Here is a 14,523-nt window from a genome sequence, read left to right on the forward strand (position 1 = left end):
GAGACATTAGCCAGTACCTGATGCATCACTACAACTGGATCCGACCTCATCAATTTAACGATGGATTGGCCCCAGCGAAAACGGAAGAAAAACTCAAAACCGTGTCCGGGATGAGTTGACCACTACAAGACGTTGTTGGTTGAGGTCTCGTATAGGAGGAGATCGAAGCCCTTCCGGATACTCTTCTCTTCCATATTGAAGAACGGGGAGACCACATCGAAGTTGGGGAAGAGCTTCAGAATGATGACGTGAGACAGGAGCTCACCCAGCATACCAATCCGGGTTTCCCAAGTTTTCTTGGAATAGCGCTCGTTCCAGAAGTGCTTAATCGTCGCAGGGTATTTGTAGATCGCCCTGTCCTTGCTGGCCTGATCAGCACCATGGCAGATACGGGTGAGGTTTTCCCTCAGCGCGAGCTTAAGCTCATCAGAAAAATTCTCGACACAACACAGGGCATACTGATCTACCTGCTTGAAGCTCACGCCATCCATAACACTTCCTACAAACACTAAACCGCAGAATCCTCTTGCGGTTGCTGCGCGCGATCAATGATCCCGCCCTGATTAAGGGTAGGCACCAGCTGAGCAGCTGTGCGCGCGAGTGAGATCTGGTCAGGGATGACCGATAGCGGCACTCTGCCAGCGTTACCGCAAGTTAGCGTGATTGACGGGAGCGGTAAACAACAACGGAGACAATTTTTGGTGCAAATCGTCGGAGGTTGCGCAATGGCTGTATAAGTATACAGATGTTCGCAGATCAATCAGCGTCGGACTGAAAGATTCGCAGCACCGTAGACAGCTCTATCCGACGTCGCTGGTAATTCCCGACTGAGAGGTAGGCAATGTGAGCCCCCTCTCCTCACTTATGAACTACTGAAAGCCATCTGAATCCATCTGGCTCTGCCGGAGATCGCCACTCGCGAACCTGATGCACTGGGGGCAAAACTGGGGGCACATTTGAATTTTTTCCGCCTGAAAATACCGTCCTAGAGCCCAGTCAAAATGTTTTTCGGGGATCCTGAGAGTCTTTAGGGGTCGTCTGGCAGGCTGTTTATCTGATCATTTTTGCCTTTCCACAAACTGTGGAGCTCCATCCACTTCAGTAGATTGCTACATTGGGGCGCATCTGAGGGCATGCTTTGATACCTTGTCCGTCACTTTGACCAACAGGGCAGTGGCCGGCGAGACGCGGCTTTCGTCGTAGCTGACTTTCGACGCCCAGTCACCGAAGTTCTCGGTGGTGTTTTCCACGCGCTGGCGGCGGGCGCCCACGGTCCATTGCACGCGGTCATCGGCGAAAGACAGGGTATCGGCAAGCGCATAACTGCCCAGGGTCGCGCGGGTCTGCGAGGTGGTCACGCCATAACCCGGGAAGGTCGGTGTGTCGCCAAAGTCCAGGTTGTCGAAATGGGTGGTACCGGGAATACCGGCCCTGGCGTCCTTGAAGCTGTTGTCGGAGGTGAAACGGGTGGTGGCGAGGGTCCAGGCGTGGCCCACAGGCCCGGTCTGGAATTTGCCCTTCAGGCCAACTTCACCGGATTGCTGGGTGCCGCTGCGGGTCGAGCGAATCGCCGAAGAACTGATGTCACCCACATTGTTGATCAGGGTGCTGGAGTTAATCAGCGCGTTGTCACTCCCATCGCGCTGCCCCCATGCCGCGTAGGCCGTGACGGAATCTGACAGGTCGCCCGTATTGGATCGGATCCCGGCTAGGGCGCGCCCGGCCTCAAAGGTAGTTTGCAAAGTAGCGACCCGGTGTAACGCCGAACGTGCGACGGAACAGTGCAATAAAAGCGCTGACGTTTTCGTAGCCCAATTCCAGGGCCACACGGGTGACCGACATGTCCGCCGCAAGCATTTCCAGGGCCCTTAGCAGGCGCACCCGCTGACGCCATTCGGTAAAGCTGAAACCGGTCTCCACCACAAAGCGCCGTGTCAGCGTGCGCGGTGCCATCCCCACCCAGGTCGCCCAGGCCTGCAGGCCGCGCTCGTCATCGGGGTGATCCGACAGCGCCTGGGCAATCTTGCGCAACCGGGCGTCCTGAGGTATCGGCAAACCCAGGGCCACCCGGGGCAGAGTCTGTATTTCATCAAGCACTACACCGGCCAAACGCGACTGCGCGTGGTCCAGAGGCTTGGCTCCCCACCCCGCAGCACGGGCAACTACTTCTCGCAGAAGCCCGGACACTGCCAGGATGCATGGCGTTTCAGGTAAATCAATGCACGCCAGTTCGCGCACGTAAACGCTCCACCCGGCAAACGGCCCATGGGAACGCACGCCGTGGGGGACATTGGGCGGGATCCACACGGCATGTGTCGCAGGCACCACCCACTGACTGGTACCGGCATCCACCGAAAGCAGGCCCGACGTTGCGCCAAGCAACTGGCCCCGCGCATGGCCGTGGCGCTCGGTAACCCGTGGTTCACGCTCCTTGCGGATCACTGCAACAATCAACGGATCCTCGGCCGAGGACGCCTCGGCGGGGGAAATCAAGGCAGCTGGCATGAGTGGCCTCATTGGGATATTGATTGTCTTCAATAACGTAAATCAGCCAACACTACGCCCTTATAGTCAAGGTCTTCAACACCTAGCGAGGAAACACCATGCGCGCAGAAGATATGCTGCCCGATGACAAAAACCAGGTACAACGCAACGGCGTCATGATTCGTAAAGGCAGCGTTGGCGCCTTCCTGATCAACGCCAGAGTGTGGACCGCCCCTACCTCCACGCCCGCGGCGCGCAGCGCTGCCGAGCAGGACCTGATCGACAGCCTGCCGGCCCTGCGTGCCCTGGGACTATTTGAAGTGCTTGCGATCCGTGATGGCGCCTTGCAGCGTCTGGTGGATGCACATTGATGGGCTTTTGCCCACAGCGCTATCCCTTGCAAGGTCTTTTGAAGGGCCAGTTGTATTTGGAGATGGAGGCTGACCTGTGTCTTGACCTTAACCTTACTTGAGGTTTTATAAGGAGTGCCTGAATCGCAACGTGGCCTCCCTATGAATACCCACCACACCTCACCAGATCAACGTTCGCAACCGGTACCAGAGGTCGATGATCCTCCAAATGCAGGTTGGGCCACCCTCCTTTCTGGCGCCAATGGCGTGCGCTCCCTGGCGTTGGCAGGGGGCGTCGTGCTCCACGCGATCAACGTCTACATTGCGACTACGATCCTGCCCTCAGTTGTCCGGGACATCGGCGGCATCGACTACTACGCGTGGAACACCACACTGTTCGTCACCGCCTCGATCCTTGGCTCAGCATTGTCAGCCAGGCTCCTGGTCGGCTTGGGGGCACGCGGCGCCTACACCCTCGCCACGCTGGTGTTTGCAGCCGGTGCGCTGATCTGTGCGTTTGCCCCATCCATGCCCGTGATGCTGGCCGGCCGTCTGATCCAGGGGTTGGGTGGCGGTTTTCTGTTCGCGCTCTCTTACGCGATGATCCGCCTGGTGTTCCATGAAACCTTGTGGCCGCGAGCGATGGCGTTGGTGTCGGGCATGTGGGGAGTGGCCACGCTGATCGGCCCGGCGGTCGGTGGCGTCTTCGCTGAACTCGGCGTATGGCGCGCAGCTTTTTGGTCGCTCATCCCTGTCGCCGGGTTGTTCGCCCTGTTGGCTGCCGTGGTGTTGCCCAAACGCAACGCCATCAGATCACAACGCTTGCCGCTCCCTCTGGCCCAGTTGGTGTTCCTGACGTCGGCCGTGCTCGCTGTTTCAGCCGCCAGCGTCTCGTCAACACTCGCCTGGAACATCGCCGGCCTGGGTGCCGCCGCGCTCCTGACTGGCCTGCTGATAGTCACAGAAAGCCGCGCCCGCCATCGACTGCTGCCAACGGGCGCCTTCAGGATCACCTCCGCGCTGGGAGTGCTGTATGCAACCCTGTCCTTGCTGGCGGTGGCCGTTACCAGTGGCGAGATCTTCGTGCCACTTTTCCTCCAGGTCCTGCACCATCAATCGCCGCTCGCCGCCGGCTACCTCGCGGCGCTTATGGCGGGCGGATGGACGCTGGGCTCAATCGCAAGTTCCGGGGCACATGGCAAAGGCATCAGGCGCGCGATCCTTGCCGGCCCAATCCTTGGCTTGACGGGCATGGCTGCACTGGCCGTTTTGATTCGCGTCGAAAGTAGCGGTGGCTGGCTGACGGTCACGCCGATCTGCCTGGCGCTCGTCGCCGTCGGGTTTGGCGTCGGGCTGGCGTGGCCGCATTTGCTGACCCGGGTATTTCAGGTGACGCCTGCCAGCGAGCAGGACTTGGCAGGCGCGTCGATTACTACTGTGCAACTGTTCGCCACCGCCCTCGGTGCGGCCCTCGCCGGCATGGTGGCAAACCTTGCCGGCCTTACGCATCCCGCAGGCATCGCCGGCACGGCCAATGCTGCCGGCTGGCTGTTCGGTGTGTTTGCGGTCGCGCCCGGCGTTGCCATTTTTACCGCCCTGCGGGTGATCCGGTGTTACTCCAAAGACCAGGCAATCACTGCAGGGCACCGGTAGAGGTCACTGCCCAAAAACGCCTTGGCGCCTCAGGACTCCGACATCACCACCATCACTTCGGCGGCGGTGCCATCCTCGCCTTCCGCCAGGTAAATATGGCCGATTGCACTATTGAAATAGGCCGTCTCACGACAGCCGATGCTAAGGGATTCACCGGTTTCAAATTGAATGCGCACGCGGCCTGACAGGACGACCGCGAACTCTTGCCCCGGGTGCCGGATGTAGTCTTCGAATTGACCCAGTTCCCGCGCATAGATCCGCGCATACATGGGCGTCATGCTGCGCCCGGGGAAATCCCCGGCCATCGGGTGATAGTCATAATTGCCCGTGCTGTAGCCGGCCGCACCGTCGATGGCGGTGCTGACCACCGTAGGCTGTTGGGCGCTGACACCTTGTCTGGTCGGGCTGAACAGCTGGGCAATATCTATATTCAGGGCCCGCGCCGCAGCCGCCAGTTTTTCATAACTGACCGACACCTGCGCCAGTTCCATCTTCGACAAGGTCGACAAAGCCACGCCTGAGCGCTCGGACAGTTGTTTGAGCGTCAACTTCTGGTGCTTGCGGATCACACGCAGGCGGGCGCCAACCTGGGCGCGATCTATCAAGGGATGGGTTGTGGAACCCGAGGCGCAATCGGAACTCATGCAGGCTCTCTGTCGTACAAAAAACGGTGCCTGGAGCTGAGCCAGGGTATGGGCAGGAATAATACCTCATGGTTGTGGGTTGACTGGAAAATTCTCATATCTTACATTTCTCTTATCTGAGAATTATAAAAACACAGGAAAGGGCATGTCGTCCCTTCCCCAGAGACAGGAGGTACTCGCAGTGCCCAACAGCGAATGTTTCGATTTCGCCATCATCGGCGGTGGTATTGCGGGGGCCTCCCTGGCTTATCGCCTGGCCAGCCAGGCCAGTGTCGTGGTGCTCGAACGTGAAAGCCAGCCGGGTTACCACGCCACCGGGCGCTCTGCTGCAATGTTCATGGAGAGCTATGGCACGCCACAGATCCAGGCCCTGACCCGCGCCAGCCGAGGCTTCTATGAGCAGCCGCCCGCCGCGTTCACCGAACATGCACTCCTGGAGCCGCGCGGCTGCCTGTACATCGCCGGCCAAGAGCAGCAATCCCTGCTGCAACAAGCCTTCGCCACCAGCCGGGCGCAGGCCGGCAACGTGTCATTGATTGATACCGAGCAGGCCCTGGCATTGGTGCCGTGCCTGCGCCCCGAGGCGGTTGCCGGGGCGATGCTCGAGACCGATGCCCGCGACCTCGACGTGCATGCGCTGCACCAGGGCTTTTTGCGGGCCATGCGGCGGGCCGGCGGGGTGCTGCACTGCGATGCCCAACTGAATGTCGCCACCCGCGAAGGCCTTCAATGGCACCTGGTATTGGCCGACGGCCGCCAACTGCGCGCGCGCCACCTGGTCAATGCCGCAGGCGCCTGGGCCGATCAGGTCGCACAGCAGTGCGGCGTGCCGCCCGTTGGGTTGCAACCGTGCCGACGCTCCGCCTTTACCTTCGACGGCCCCGAAAACACGGACTTCTCCCGCTGGCCGGCGGTGATCGGTATCGACGAAAGCTTCTACTTCAAACCCGACGCTGGCCAATTGCTGGGCTCACCGGCCAATGCCGATCCTGTCCCACCACAGGATGTAATGCCTGAAGAGCTGGATATCGCCACCGGCATCTATCACATCGAGGCCGCCACCTCCTTGACCATTCGCCGCCCACGCCATAGCTGGGCCGGCCTGCGCTCGTTCGTCGGCGACGGTGACCTGGTGGTCGGCTGGGACAATCATTGCGAAGGCTTCTTCTGGCTGGCGGCACAGGGCGGTTATGGCATTCAGTCCGCAGCCGGTGTATCGCAACTGGCCTGCAGCCAATTACTCGATCTTCCCCTTCCCGAGACCCTGCGCCACCAGGGCGTCGAGCCACAACGCCTGGCCCCTGGCCGCTTGCGTTAATTTATCCCCCCAATGAGGTGCATAGCATGTCTGACACTTTCCAACGTTACCCCAGCCACCTGCCCTACCCGTTCTCCAAGGCCATTCGGGTCGGTGATTTCCTGTACCTCTCCGGGCAAGTCCCCATGAACCCTCTGGGCGAAGTGGTGCTCGGTGATATCCGCGAGCAGACCGAGGCGGCCATGGCCCGCATCGGCGAAACCCTGGCCGAATGCGGAGCAAGTTTCGAGCAGGTGATCAAGGCCACCGTGTGGCTGTCGGACATGCAGCATTTCGCGGGTTTCAACGACGTGTATAAGCGCCACTTCGACGGTGGCTTCCCGGTGCGCTCCACGGTCGGCGGCGCCCAATTGGCCTTGGGCGTCGATGTCGAGATCGAAGTCCAGGCATGGGTCGGCGCCCGTTGATCCACCCCAGCCGTTTGCCAGAGCGATGCCCCGGTAGGCCATGAGCAGTGGCCTTCCCCCCTGAGCGATAACAACAATAATTTGAGGGAAGTCGTCATGAAAGAAAGTCTGAAAATAGCCGGCGCATTTGTCGGCGTCATTGTCGGTGCAGGGTTCGCCTCCGGTCGGGAGCTGCTACTGATGTTCGTGGATTTCGGCGTCTGGGGGCTGCTGGGTTCGGTGGTCAGCGCCGCGCTCTTCATCTTTCTCGGCATGGCGTTGGCGGGCATGGGCAGCCGGCTGCGGGCAAAGTCCCACAAGGACGTAGTGCATGCATTGTGCGGACGCTACCTGGGGACCTTTGTCGACCTGATGATCACCTTTTTCATGTTTGCGGTAACGGTGGTCATGCTGGCCGGGGGTGGCGCCCTGCTGGAACAGCAGTTCGGCATTCCCGCCCTGTTCGGCAGCGCTGGGGTGACGCTGATCGTGGTCGCCATCGTGTGCCTGGATGTGAAGAAGGTCATTGGCATGATCGGCGCCGTCACGCCGCTGCTGGTCCTGACAGCGGCAGGCGTGGCCCTGTATGGCGTCGCCACCCGGGGCCTGAGTTTCGGTGAACTCAACCAACTGGCCAGCCAGCAAGACCCTGGCGCGAGCCATTGGCTGCTGGGCGCGTTGTTGTATGTGTCCTACAACATCGTGGCCGGGGTGCCGTTTCTTGCGATCATGGGCGGCGCCGCCAAATCCGAGAAACAGGCGATCTGGGGTGGCATTTTCGGCGGAGCATTACTGGGGCTGTTGATGTTGGTAATGAGCCTGGGTCTGCTGTCACGCCTGGACAGCGTGGCGGACCTGCCCATGCCCATGCTGTCCATCGCCACTGAGGTTTCGCCGGCCCTCGGCCTGCTGATGGCGTTGATCATTTTCCTGATGATCGTCAATACGGCCGTGGGGACCTTGTATTCCTTTTCGGCCCGATTGCTGCCGGCAGGCACACGTACATTCCGCATTGGCTCGGCAGCCTTCGGTGCATTGGCATTCGCTGGCAGCCTGGTGGGATTTGTCAGCCTGGTGGGCCAGGTCTATCCACTGTTCGGTTACCTGGGCTTTTTGCTGATTGGTGCAGTGGTCGTGGGTTGGCTACGCGTAGGGGGATTGTGGCTGGCCAGTAACGGTAGATGATTCGGTACACCTGCGCCGCACACAAAAGCTAACCGAGCAAGGCCTGGAGCCCTGCTCGGTCAGGGTCTAAAGCAGCGTCCAGGTGTAACTGAGGATCAACCGGTTCTCATTGATATCGCTGCGGTAGTTTGAGCGCGCCATCACATTGCGTACCCGAATCCCCAGGCCACTGAGTACGCCACTTTGCACGGCATACCCGATATCCAGGTCACGCTCGCGGTCCCGGCCCTCGTAGCCGCCGCCGGTGCTGACGTTGTCGCCGGTGATATAGCGCACCGTGGTAGTCAGCCCCGGCACCCCGAGTGCCGCGAAGTTGTAGTCATAGCGCACCTGCCAGGAGCGCTCGTCGGTATACGCAAACTCGTAGGTGGGGACTTCGTTGCCCAATGGCGTGACATTGGCAAATACCCGGGGGAAGGCGCTGTCGCCGTACATCGCCTGGTACCCCACGTAAAAGGTATGGCCACCGCGCCTGGCCGATAGCAGCGAGAAAAACGCCTGGTTGTCGATCTTGCCGAGTAACTGCTCGCCCTCCTCGCGCGCTGTGTAGTAACCCAGGTTGGCGCCCAGCACCCACGTCCCGAACGGCTGGCTATGCTTGAGGCCGATAAAGTCCTGGGCGTAGATGTCCTGCAACTGGCCATGCCAGAGGCTGACACTGGTGCGTTCGCGATTAAACGCGTAGTCGCCGCCGACATAATTGAAGGCATCGCTCTGAGCCCCGCGCTGCGGCACATGGCCGAGCATGGCGATCATCTTGCCGTCACCGGCCTCGTTGCGCAGGCTGGTGGTGCTCAGGTGCCCCGCCTGCAGGGTCAGCCCCGTGATTTCATTGGAGCTGAGACTGAGCCCCTGATAACTCGGCGGCAGCAAGCGTATGTCACTGAAGGCCAGCACCGGCAGGTTCGGCTGCAACTCCCCAACCTTCAGTTCGCTACTGGATAACCGCGCCTTGAAGGTCAAGCCCAGGCGGCTGTAGTCGTCGGCAGCGCGGCCGTCGTCCTTGACCGGCAACAAGCCGCTATTGACCCGGTCCGGGCTGCTGTCGAGCTTGAGGCCCAGGGTGCCCAGCGCATCCAGGCCAAAGCCAATGGGGCCGGGGGTATACCCGGATTTGTAAGTCAGGATAAACCCCTGGCCCCACTCCTGGGCCTGGGACTGTTGGTTGGCGCCGACAATATCGGAGAAGTCGCGGCTGAAGTAATAGTTGCGGGCCTGCAAGGTAGCCGTGGAACCCGCGAAAAAACCACCCTCGCCCGCCGTTGCCGCAAGGGGCAGCCCTAGCAGGGAAAGCCAGATACGTTGTGTGTGCATGTCGTTGCTCTTTGTTTTTATTATCGACAGGTCGGACAGTTACAGCGCCTGGGCGGCCGGCAACCGGATAGCGGTGCGCCGCTCATTCAAGGCGAACACCGTCATGGCCAGGGCCGCAATGGCACCGGGCACGGCAAAGGCCATGAAGTTCAGTTGCAGCGGCAGCTCGATCGCCATCAGCGCGCCGCCTAACAGTGGGCCGACGATGGCGCCATTGCGCCCGATGCCGGAGGCCCAGCCCAGGCCGGTGGCGCGAATCGACAAGCCATAGAGTTGCGCCGCCCCCGCATACAGGAGGATTTGCGTGCCGATGGTGGTGGCACCCGCAATAAAGATCAGCAGGTACAAGACCGGCATCGGGCTGTTGATGCCCAGCAGGCTGATGGAAACCACGGCGGCAACAAAGAAGCAGATCACCACTTTCACCAGGTTCAGCCGATCCCCCAACCGCCCGCCAATCAACGCCCCGGCCATACCGCCCAGGTTCAGGGCAATCAGGAACGACAAGCTCGACCCGAGGCTGTAGCCAGCCCCGGCCATCAGCTTGGGCAGCCACGAACTCAAGGCATAGACCATCAACAGGCAGCAGAAAAACGCAGTCCAGATCATCGCCGTACGCATGGCCAGGCCATGCCGGAACAACTCCACCACCGACGCGCCCTTGCTCTTGACGTCCGCGATGAGCAGTTCATCCCCGGCGTTGATCGGGGTGTCTGGCGACAGGCGATTAAGCAGCACTCGGGCCTGCTCTACACGGCCCTGGCGGATCAGAAAGCCAATGGATTCGGGCAACCACAGCACAATCACCGGCAACAGCAGCAGCGGGATGACGGCGACAAAAAACATCGACGACCAGCCATAGGCCGGCAACATGAAAATCCCCACACTGGCGGCGAGCATGCCACCCAGGGAATAGCCGCTGAACATGAAGGCCATCAAGGTGCTGCGCACTTTTTTCGGCGCATATTCGTTGATCAGCGCCGCCGCGTTAGGCATCAGCCCACCACAGCCAAGCCCGGCGATAAACCGGCAGATGCCGAACTCCGTAGGGCTGCTGGCAAAGCCGTTGATCACCGTGGCAATGCTGAACAACGCAAAGCAAAAGACGATGCCTTTCTTGCGCCCGAAGCGGTCCGCCAGGGTGCCGAAGATCAGCGCGCCGAACATCATGCCGAACAGCGCATAACTGCCCAGGGCGCCGGCCTGCAGGGGCGTCAGCCCCCACTCGCGCATGATCGATGGCAAGACCACGCCATAGATAAACAAGTCATAGCCATCAAAGATCAACAGCAAGGCACACAGGCTGACAACCAGCCAATGGAAGCGATTGAAAGGGGCATTGTCGATAATCGAATGAACGTCATGGGTACGCATGGCAGTGCTCTCTTTATTGTTGTTGTGAGTCAATGTCTGCAGGTAACGGTGAATCAGCCGAGGTCGCCACCTCCTACCGGCAAGGTCACGCCGGTGATATAGGAGGCCTCGTCAGAGGCCAGAAATAGAATCGCGCCCGCTTGCTCGTCGATGCTGCCGTAGCGTTTCATCGGGCTGCTGTCGAGGGTCTGGTCAACGATCTGCTGGTACCACACGCGCTCCTGCTCGCTTTGCGGCTGGCTGTTGCGCGGGATGCGCCGCGGTGGGGCCTCGGTGCCGCCCGGTGCGGTGGCATTGACACGGATGCCGCTGCCGGCGGTCTCCAGGGCCAGGCACGCGGTCAGGGCATTGACCCCGCCCTTGGCCGCGCCATAGGGCACCCGATTGACCCCGCGTGTGGCGACCGAAGACACATTGACGATGGCCCCACTGCCCTGTTCGAGCATGTAGGGCAGCACACAATGGCAACACCACAACGTGGGGAACAACGAGCGGCGCACTTCGGCTTCGATTTGCGCTACCGCGTAGAACTCAAAGGGCTTGGCCCAGATAGTCCCGCCGACGTTGTTGATCAGAATGTCGATGCGCCCAAACCGCACCTTGGCGGCGGCCATGACCTCAGCACACGCGGCATGTTGCTCAAGGTCAGCGGTCAGGGTCAGCAGCCGTGCATGCTGCAACTCATGCACCAGCTCCGAGCGATCGACCGCGACCACCCAGGCGCCCTCCGCCAGCAACCGCTCGGCCACGCGCCGGCCGATGCCCTGGGCGGCGCCGGTAACCAGCGCTACCTTGGTGTCAAAACGTAGATTCATGCTGATCTCCTCACGCGGCGTCAGAACTTGCGACGGCATTGGCGGTGAATTTCTCGTAATGGAAGCTGGCCGGGCTCACGCCTTGGTGCTTGAAGTGTTGGCGCACCGCATCGACCATCGGCGGCGGCCCGCACAGGTAGACATCGACATCGCCGTCGTGGAGCGCCTCGCGGGCCATATGCTGGGTGACATACCCCTGGCGCGGGTGCGCGGTCTGCGGGTCGGCCACGCACGTGACAATCGTGAGCTGGGGCAAGCGCGCGGCGAAGGCCTCCAGAGCCTCAACCAGCACCAGGTCCTGATCCCGCGTTACCCCGTAGATCAGTGTGATCGGCCGGGCTTCCCCGCGCTGTGCCAACACCTCAAGCATCGACAGAAACGGCGCCAGACCGGTGCCGCCGGCCAATAACAACAGGGGCCGCATCACCTCGCGCAGGTAAAAACTGCCCAGTGGTCCAGTCATCGGCACGCGATCGCCCGGCTGGGCGCGTTCCAGCCAGCTGCTCATCAAGCCGCCCGGCACATGCTTGATCAGGAAACTCGCGTGCGTGTCGCCAGGGCGGCTGCTGAATGAATAGGAGCGCGTCTGCCCACTGTCGGGCACACCGATATTCACGTACTGGCCGGGTAAAAACACCGGCGCCTGGTCCAATCCAAAGCTCACCTCCAGCGCGGCATCGGCGTGGCGGGTAATGCTCGCCAGCGTCGCGGCAAACTGCGTGGTGCCGGTCTTGCACGCACTGGACGGCAACGGCACGGCAATCACGCAATCGGATTGCGGCACCATCTGGCAGGTCAGCACCTGGCGTTCCCGGGCTTCGTCGGCGCTCAGGGCGTCGTCGATATAGTCGTCACCCAAGTCGTAGGCGCCGGTTTCACAATGGCATTTGCAGGTACCGCACACCCCGTCGGAGCAGTCCATGGGCAGGTTGATGCGTTGGCGAAAGGCGGCGTCGAGGACCTTCTCCCCCACCTTGCAGTCGATGAAGCGGGTCACCCCATCTTCGAAGTTCAGGGCAATGGCATAGCTCATGGCGGTGTCCTCAGATGTGGTAGATGTCGATGACCTGGTGGATGTAATCGTTTTTCAGCACCACCTTCTTGCGCGTGATCAGCGGCTGCTCGCCACTGATATCCAGGCCATAGAAGGACGTCCCGAAATAGCTGTCCGTGGTCTTGTAGCGGTGGCTGAGGGTGTGCCAGTTGAAACGCAGCTCTACCTGCGCGCCATCGTCGGCCAGCACTTCGAGGTTGCCGAGCAGGTGCACCGTGCGCGGCTCGGGCGTGCTGGCGCTGGATCGCTCGGTCTTGATCCGGAAGATCCGGTCTTCCAGGCCATCGCGGCTGGGGTAGTAGATCAGTGAGATTTCGCTGTGCGGGTCTTCGGTGAGGGTGTCGTAGTCGTCCCAGGCGGGCATCCAGAACTCCACTTTGGGCGAGTAACACGCCAGCCATTCATCCCACTGGCGATCATCCAGCAGGCGCGCTTCGCGGTAGAGAAAATCCAGCAGGCGGTCACGGGACAGGCTCATGGCTGCACCTCCCGGTCGCTGGCGATCAGGCCCTGCTGTTCGCGCTCGATTGCGCGCTGCAGGCTTGCGGCCCAATGCGCATGCTGGCGCACGAACAAGCCTTCGTCTTCGGTCTTCAACCCGCTCAGTTGCGGGTGCATGCCCATGGCCCTGGCGTTGTCGTCGGCCCCCTCCACCCACTGTTTGGCGCCACGGCTCAGGTCATTCCACAGGGTGGTCGCCCCCTGGTAGCCGGTCTGGCAGGCGCGGAACTCCTCCAGGTCATCCGGGGTACCCATGCCGCTGACGTTAAAGAAGTCTTCGTACTGGCGAATCCGCGTCGCCCGCTCCTGGGCACTTTCGCCGATCGGCGCCATGCAATAGATGGTCACTTCGGTCTTGTCCACCGCGAGGGGCCGCACCACACGGATCTGCGTGGAGAACTGGTCCATCAGGTACACATTGGGGTACAGGCACAGGTTGCGGGTCTGGTCGACGATAAAGTCCGCACGCGCCTGGCCCAGGCGCTCGGCCAATGCTTCGCGATGGGCATGCACCGGACGCACCTCGGGGTTGAGCAGGCGCGTCCACAGCAGGATATGCCCGTGATCGAAGGCGTAGACCCCGCCCAGGCTTTTCGACCAGCCATTGGCATCGACCGTGCGCGTGCCTTCGGCCTCGTAATTGCGCCGGCCCATGGTCGCCGAGTAGTTCCAGTGCACGGAACTGACGTGGTAACCGTCGGCACCGTTCTCGATCTGCAGCTTCCAGTTGCCGTCGTAGACATAGGATGAACTGCCGCGCAGCACCTCCAGGCCCTGGGGAGCCTGGTCGACCATCTGGTCGATGATGACGCGGGTCTCGCCCAGGTAATCACTCAGTTCCGGCACCGCGTCGCTGAGGCTGCCGAACAGAAAACCGCGGTAGTTTTCAAAGCGCGCCAGGCGCTTGAGGTCGTGGGAGCCGTCACAGTCGAAGCTGTCCGGGTAGGCCCCGGTCTTGCCATCCTTGACCTTGAGCAGCTTGCCGGCGTTGCTGAAGGTCCAGCCGTGGAATGGGCAGGTGAATGAGCCCTTGTTGCCCTGCTTGCGCCGGCACAACATGGCGCCGCGATGGGCGCAGGCATTGACCAGGCCATGCAGGGTGCCCTGTTTGTCGCGGGTGATCACCACCGGCTGGCGGCCAATCCAGGTGGTGTAGTAGTCGTTGATTTCCGGCACCTGGCTTTCATGGGCCAGGTACAGCCACCCGCCTTCGAAGATGTGCTTGATCTCCAGGGCAAACAGCTCGGGGTCGGTAAAGATGTCGCGGCGGCAGCGGAACACCCCGGTAGCGGGATCTTCCTGAACGGACTCGCGCAGTTGTGCAGCGAGGCGCTCGAGTGTACTGGTCATGGGGCAGGCCCTCCGTTGTTCTTGTATCAGGCGCCCTCACCGTACGTGTTCGTCCTGTTCCTCAATATCCGCTTCCTGCAAATCAGTATCCGGCT

Annotated in this window: 15 protein-coding genes; 5 read left to right on the forward strand and 10 right to left on the reverse strand. The window is 61.2% G+C overall.

The features are described 5' to 3' along the window. Positions 1 to 122 precede the first annotated feature (122 nt). The 3 genes from HBR94_RS22855 to HBR94_RS22865 form a co-directional block, all read right to left on the reverse strand. The gene (locus HBR94_RS22855; RefSeq protein ID WP_262383417.1) at positions 123 to 491 is read right to left on the reverse strand and encodes a hypothetical protein; all 369 of its coding nucleotides are present in this window, start codon (positions 489 to 491) and stop codon (positions 123 to 125) included. A gap of 618 nt (positions 492 to 1,109) precedes the next feature. After that, positions 1,110 to 1,742 carry a hypothetical protein gene (locus HBR94_RS22860; protein WP_262383418.1) on the reverse strand — a complete coding sequence of 211 codons (633 nt, stop codon included), beginning with the start codon at positions 1,740 to 1,742 and terminating at the stop codon, positions 1,110 to 1,112. Beyond that, a complete protein-coding gene (locus tag HBR94_RS22865; protein ID WP_170045584.1) occupies positions 1,726 to 2,505 on the reverse strand; it encodes a helix-turn-helix transcriptional regulator in 780 nt (259 codons plus the stop codon). The genes HBR94_RS22860 and HBR94_RS22865 overlap by 17 nt, the downstream gene beginning before the upstream one ends. A gap of 98 nt (positions 2,506 to 2,603) precedes the next feature. On the opposite strand from HBR94_RS22865, the gene HBR94_RS22870 reads away from it, so the two are divergent. Both HBR94_RS22870 and HBR94_RS22875 read left to right on the forward strand, forming a co-directional pair. Then, complete coding sequence (locus HBR94_RS22870) at positions 2,604 to 2,855, forward strand: hypothetical protein (RefSeq protein WP_057438437.1); 252 nt, start codon at positions 2,604 to 2,606, stop codon at positions 2,853 to 2,855. A gap of 141 nt (positions 2,856 to 2,996) precedes the next feature. After that, positions 2,997 to 4,487 carry an MFS transporter gene (locus tag HBR94_RS22875; protein ID WP_115128181.1) on the forward strand — a complete coding sequence of 497 codons (1,491 nt, stop codon included), beginning with the start codon at positions 2,997 to 2,999 and terminating at the stop codon, positions 4,485 to 4,487. A gap of 29 nt (positions 4,488 to 4,516) precedes the next feature. Here the strand turns inward: HBR94_RS22875 and HBR94_RS22880 are convergent, their stop codons facing one another. Beyond that, positions 4,517 to 5,131 carry an XRE family transcriptional regulator gene (locus HBR94_RS22880; RefSeq protein ID WP_057959698.1) on the reverse strand — a complete coding sequence of 205 codons (615 nt, stop codon included), beginning with the start codon at positions 5,129 to 5,131 and terminating at the stop codon, positions 4,517 to 4,519. Positions 5,132 to 5,312: 181 nt separating this feature from the next. On the opposite strand from HBR94_RS22880, the gene HBR94_RS22885 reads away from it, so the two are divergent. The 3 genes from HBR94_RS22885 to HBR94_RS22895 all read left to right on the forward strand — a co-directional run bounded on the left by HBR94_RS22885 (position 5,313) and on the right by HBR94_RS22895 (position 8,020). Next, positions 5,313 to 6,449: an FAD-dependent oxidoreductase gene (locus HBR94_RS22885; RefSeq protein ID WP_170045619.1), complete on the forward strand. Its 1,137-nt coding sequence runs from the start codon at positions 5,313 to 5,315 to the stop codon at positions 6,447 to 6,449. A 26-nt stretch (positions 6,450 to 6,475) separates the two neighbouring features. Next, positions 6,476 to 6,856, forward strand: a complete 381-nt coding sequence (locus HBR94_RS22890; protein ID WP_057959700.1) for a RidA family protein — start codon at positions 6,476 to 6,478, stop codon at positions 6,854 to 6,856. A 96-nt stretch (positions 6,857 to 6,952) separates the two neighbouring features. Then, on the forward strand, positions 6,953 to 8,020 hold the full coding sequence (locus HBR94_RS22895) for a hypothetical protein (RefSeq protein WP_120733031.1): 1,068 nt from the start codon (positions 6,953 to 6,955) through the stop codon (positions 8,018 to 8,020). Between the two features lie 66 nt (positions 8,021 to 8,086). Here HBR94_RS22895 and HBR94_RS22900 read toward each other — a convergent pair whose 3' ends face one another. From HBR94_RS22900 to HBR94_RS22925, 6 genes are read right to left on the reverse strand one after another with little or no spacing between them, the layout of a single operon-like run. Then, positions 8,087 to 9,334, reverse strand: coding sequence for an OprD family porin (locus tag HBR94_RS22900; RefSeq protein ID WP_170045585.1), 1,248 nt, complete (start codon positions 9,332 to 9,334; stop codon positions 8,087 to 8,089). 39 nt (positions 9,335 to 9,373) lie between these two features. Then, entirely contained in the window at positions 9,374 to 10,708 is a 1,335-nt protein-coding gene (locus tag HBR94_RS22905) for an MFS transporter (protein WP_169960289.1), read from the reverse strand. Positions 10,709 to 10,761: 53 nt separating this feature from the next. Then, positions 10,762 to 11,523: a 1,6-dihydroxycyclohexa-2,4-diene-1-carboxylate dehydrogenase gene (locus HBR94_RS22910; protein WP_170045586.1), complete on the reverse strand. Its 762-nt coding sequence runs from the start codon at positions 11,521 to 11,523 to the stop codon at positions 10,762 to 10,764. A gap of 10 nt (positions 11,524 to 11,533) precedes the next feature. Then, positions 11,534 to 12,556, reverse strand: coding sequence for a benzoate 1,2-dioxygenase electron transfer component BenC (gene benC / locus HBR94_RS22915; protein ID WP_170045587.1), 1,023 nt, complete (start codon positions 12,554 to 12,556; stop codon positions 11,534 to 11,536). 10 nt (positions 12,557 to 12,566) lie between these two features. Next, positions 12,567 to 13,055 (reverse strand): benzoate 1,2-dioxygenase small subunit, encoded by a 489-nt coding sequence (gene benB / locus HBR94_RS22920; RefSeq protein ID WP_128593680.1) that lies wholly within the window; start codon positions 13,053 to 13,055, stop codon positions 12,567 to 12,569. Then, a complete protein-coding gene (locus tag HBR94_RS22925) occupies positions 13,052 to 14,428 on the reverse strand; it encodes a Rieske 2Fe-2S domain-containing protein (protein WP_170045588.1) in 1,377 nt (458 codons plus the stop codon). Before HBR94_RS22925 ends, benB begins: the two co-directional genes overlap by 4 nt. Between the last annotated feature and the right edge of the window lie 95 nt (positions 14,429 to 14,523).

This window comes from Pseudomonas sp. WS 5412 (assembly GCF_012985615.1).
Lineage (GTDB): Bacteria > Pseudomonadota > Gammaproteobacteria > Pseudomonadales > Pseudomonadaceae > Aquipseudomonas > Aquipseudomonas shahriarae.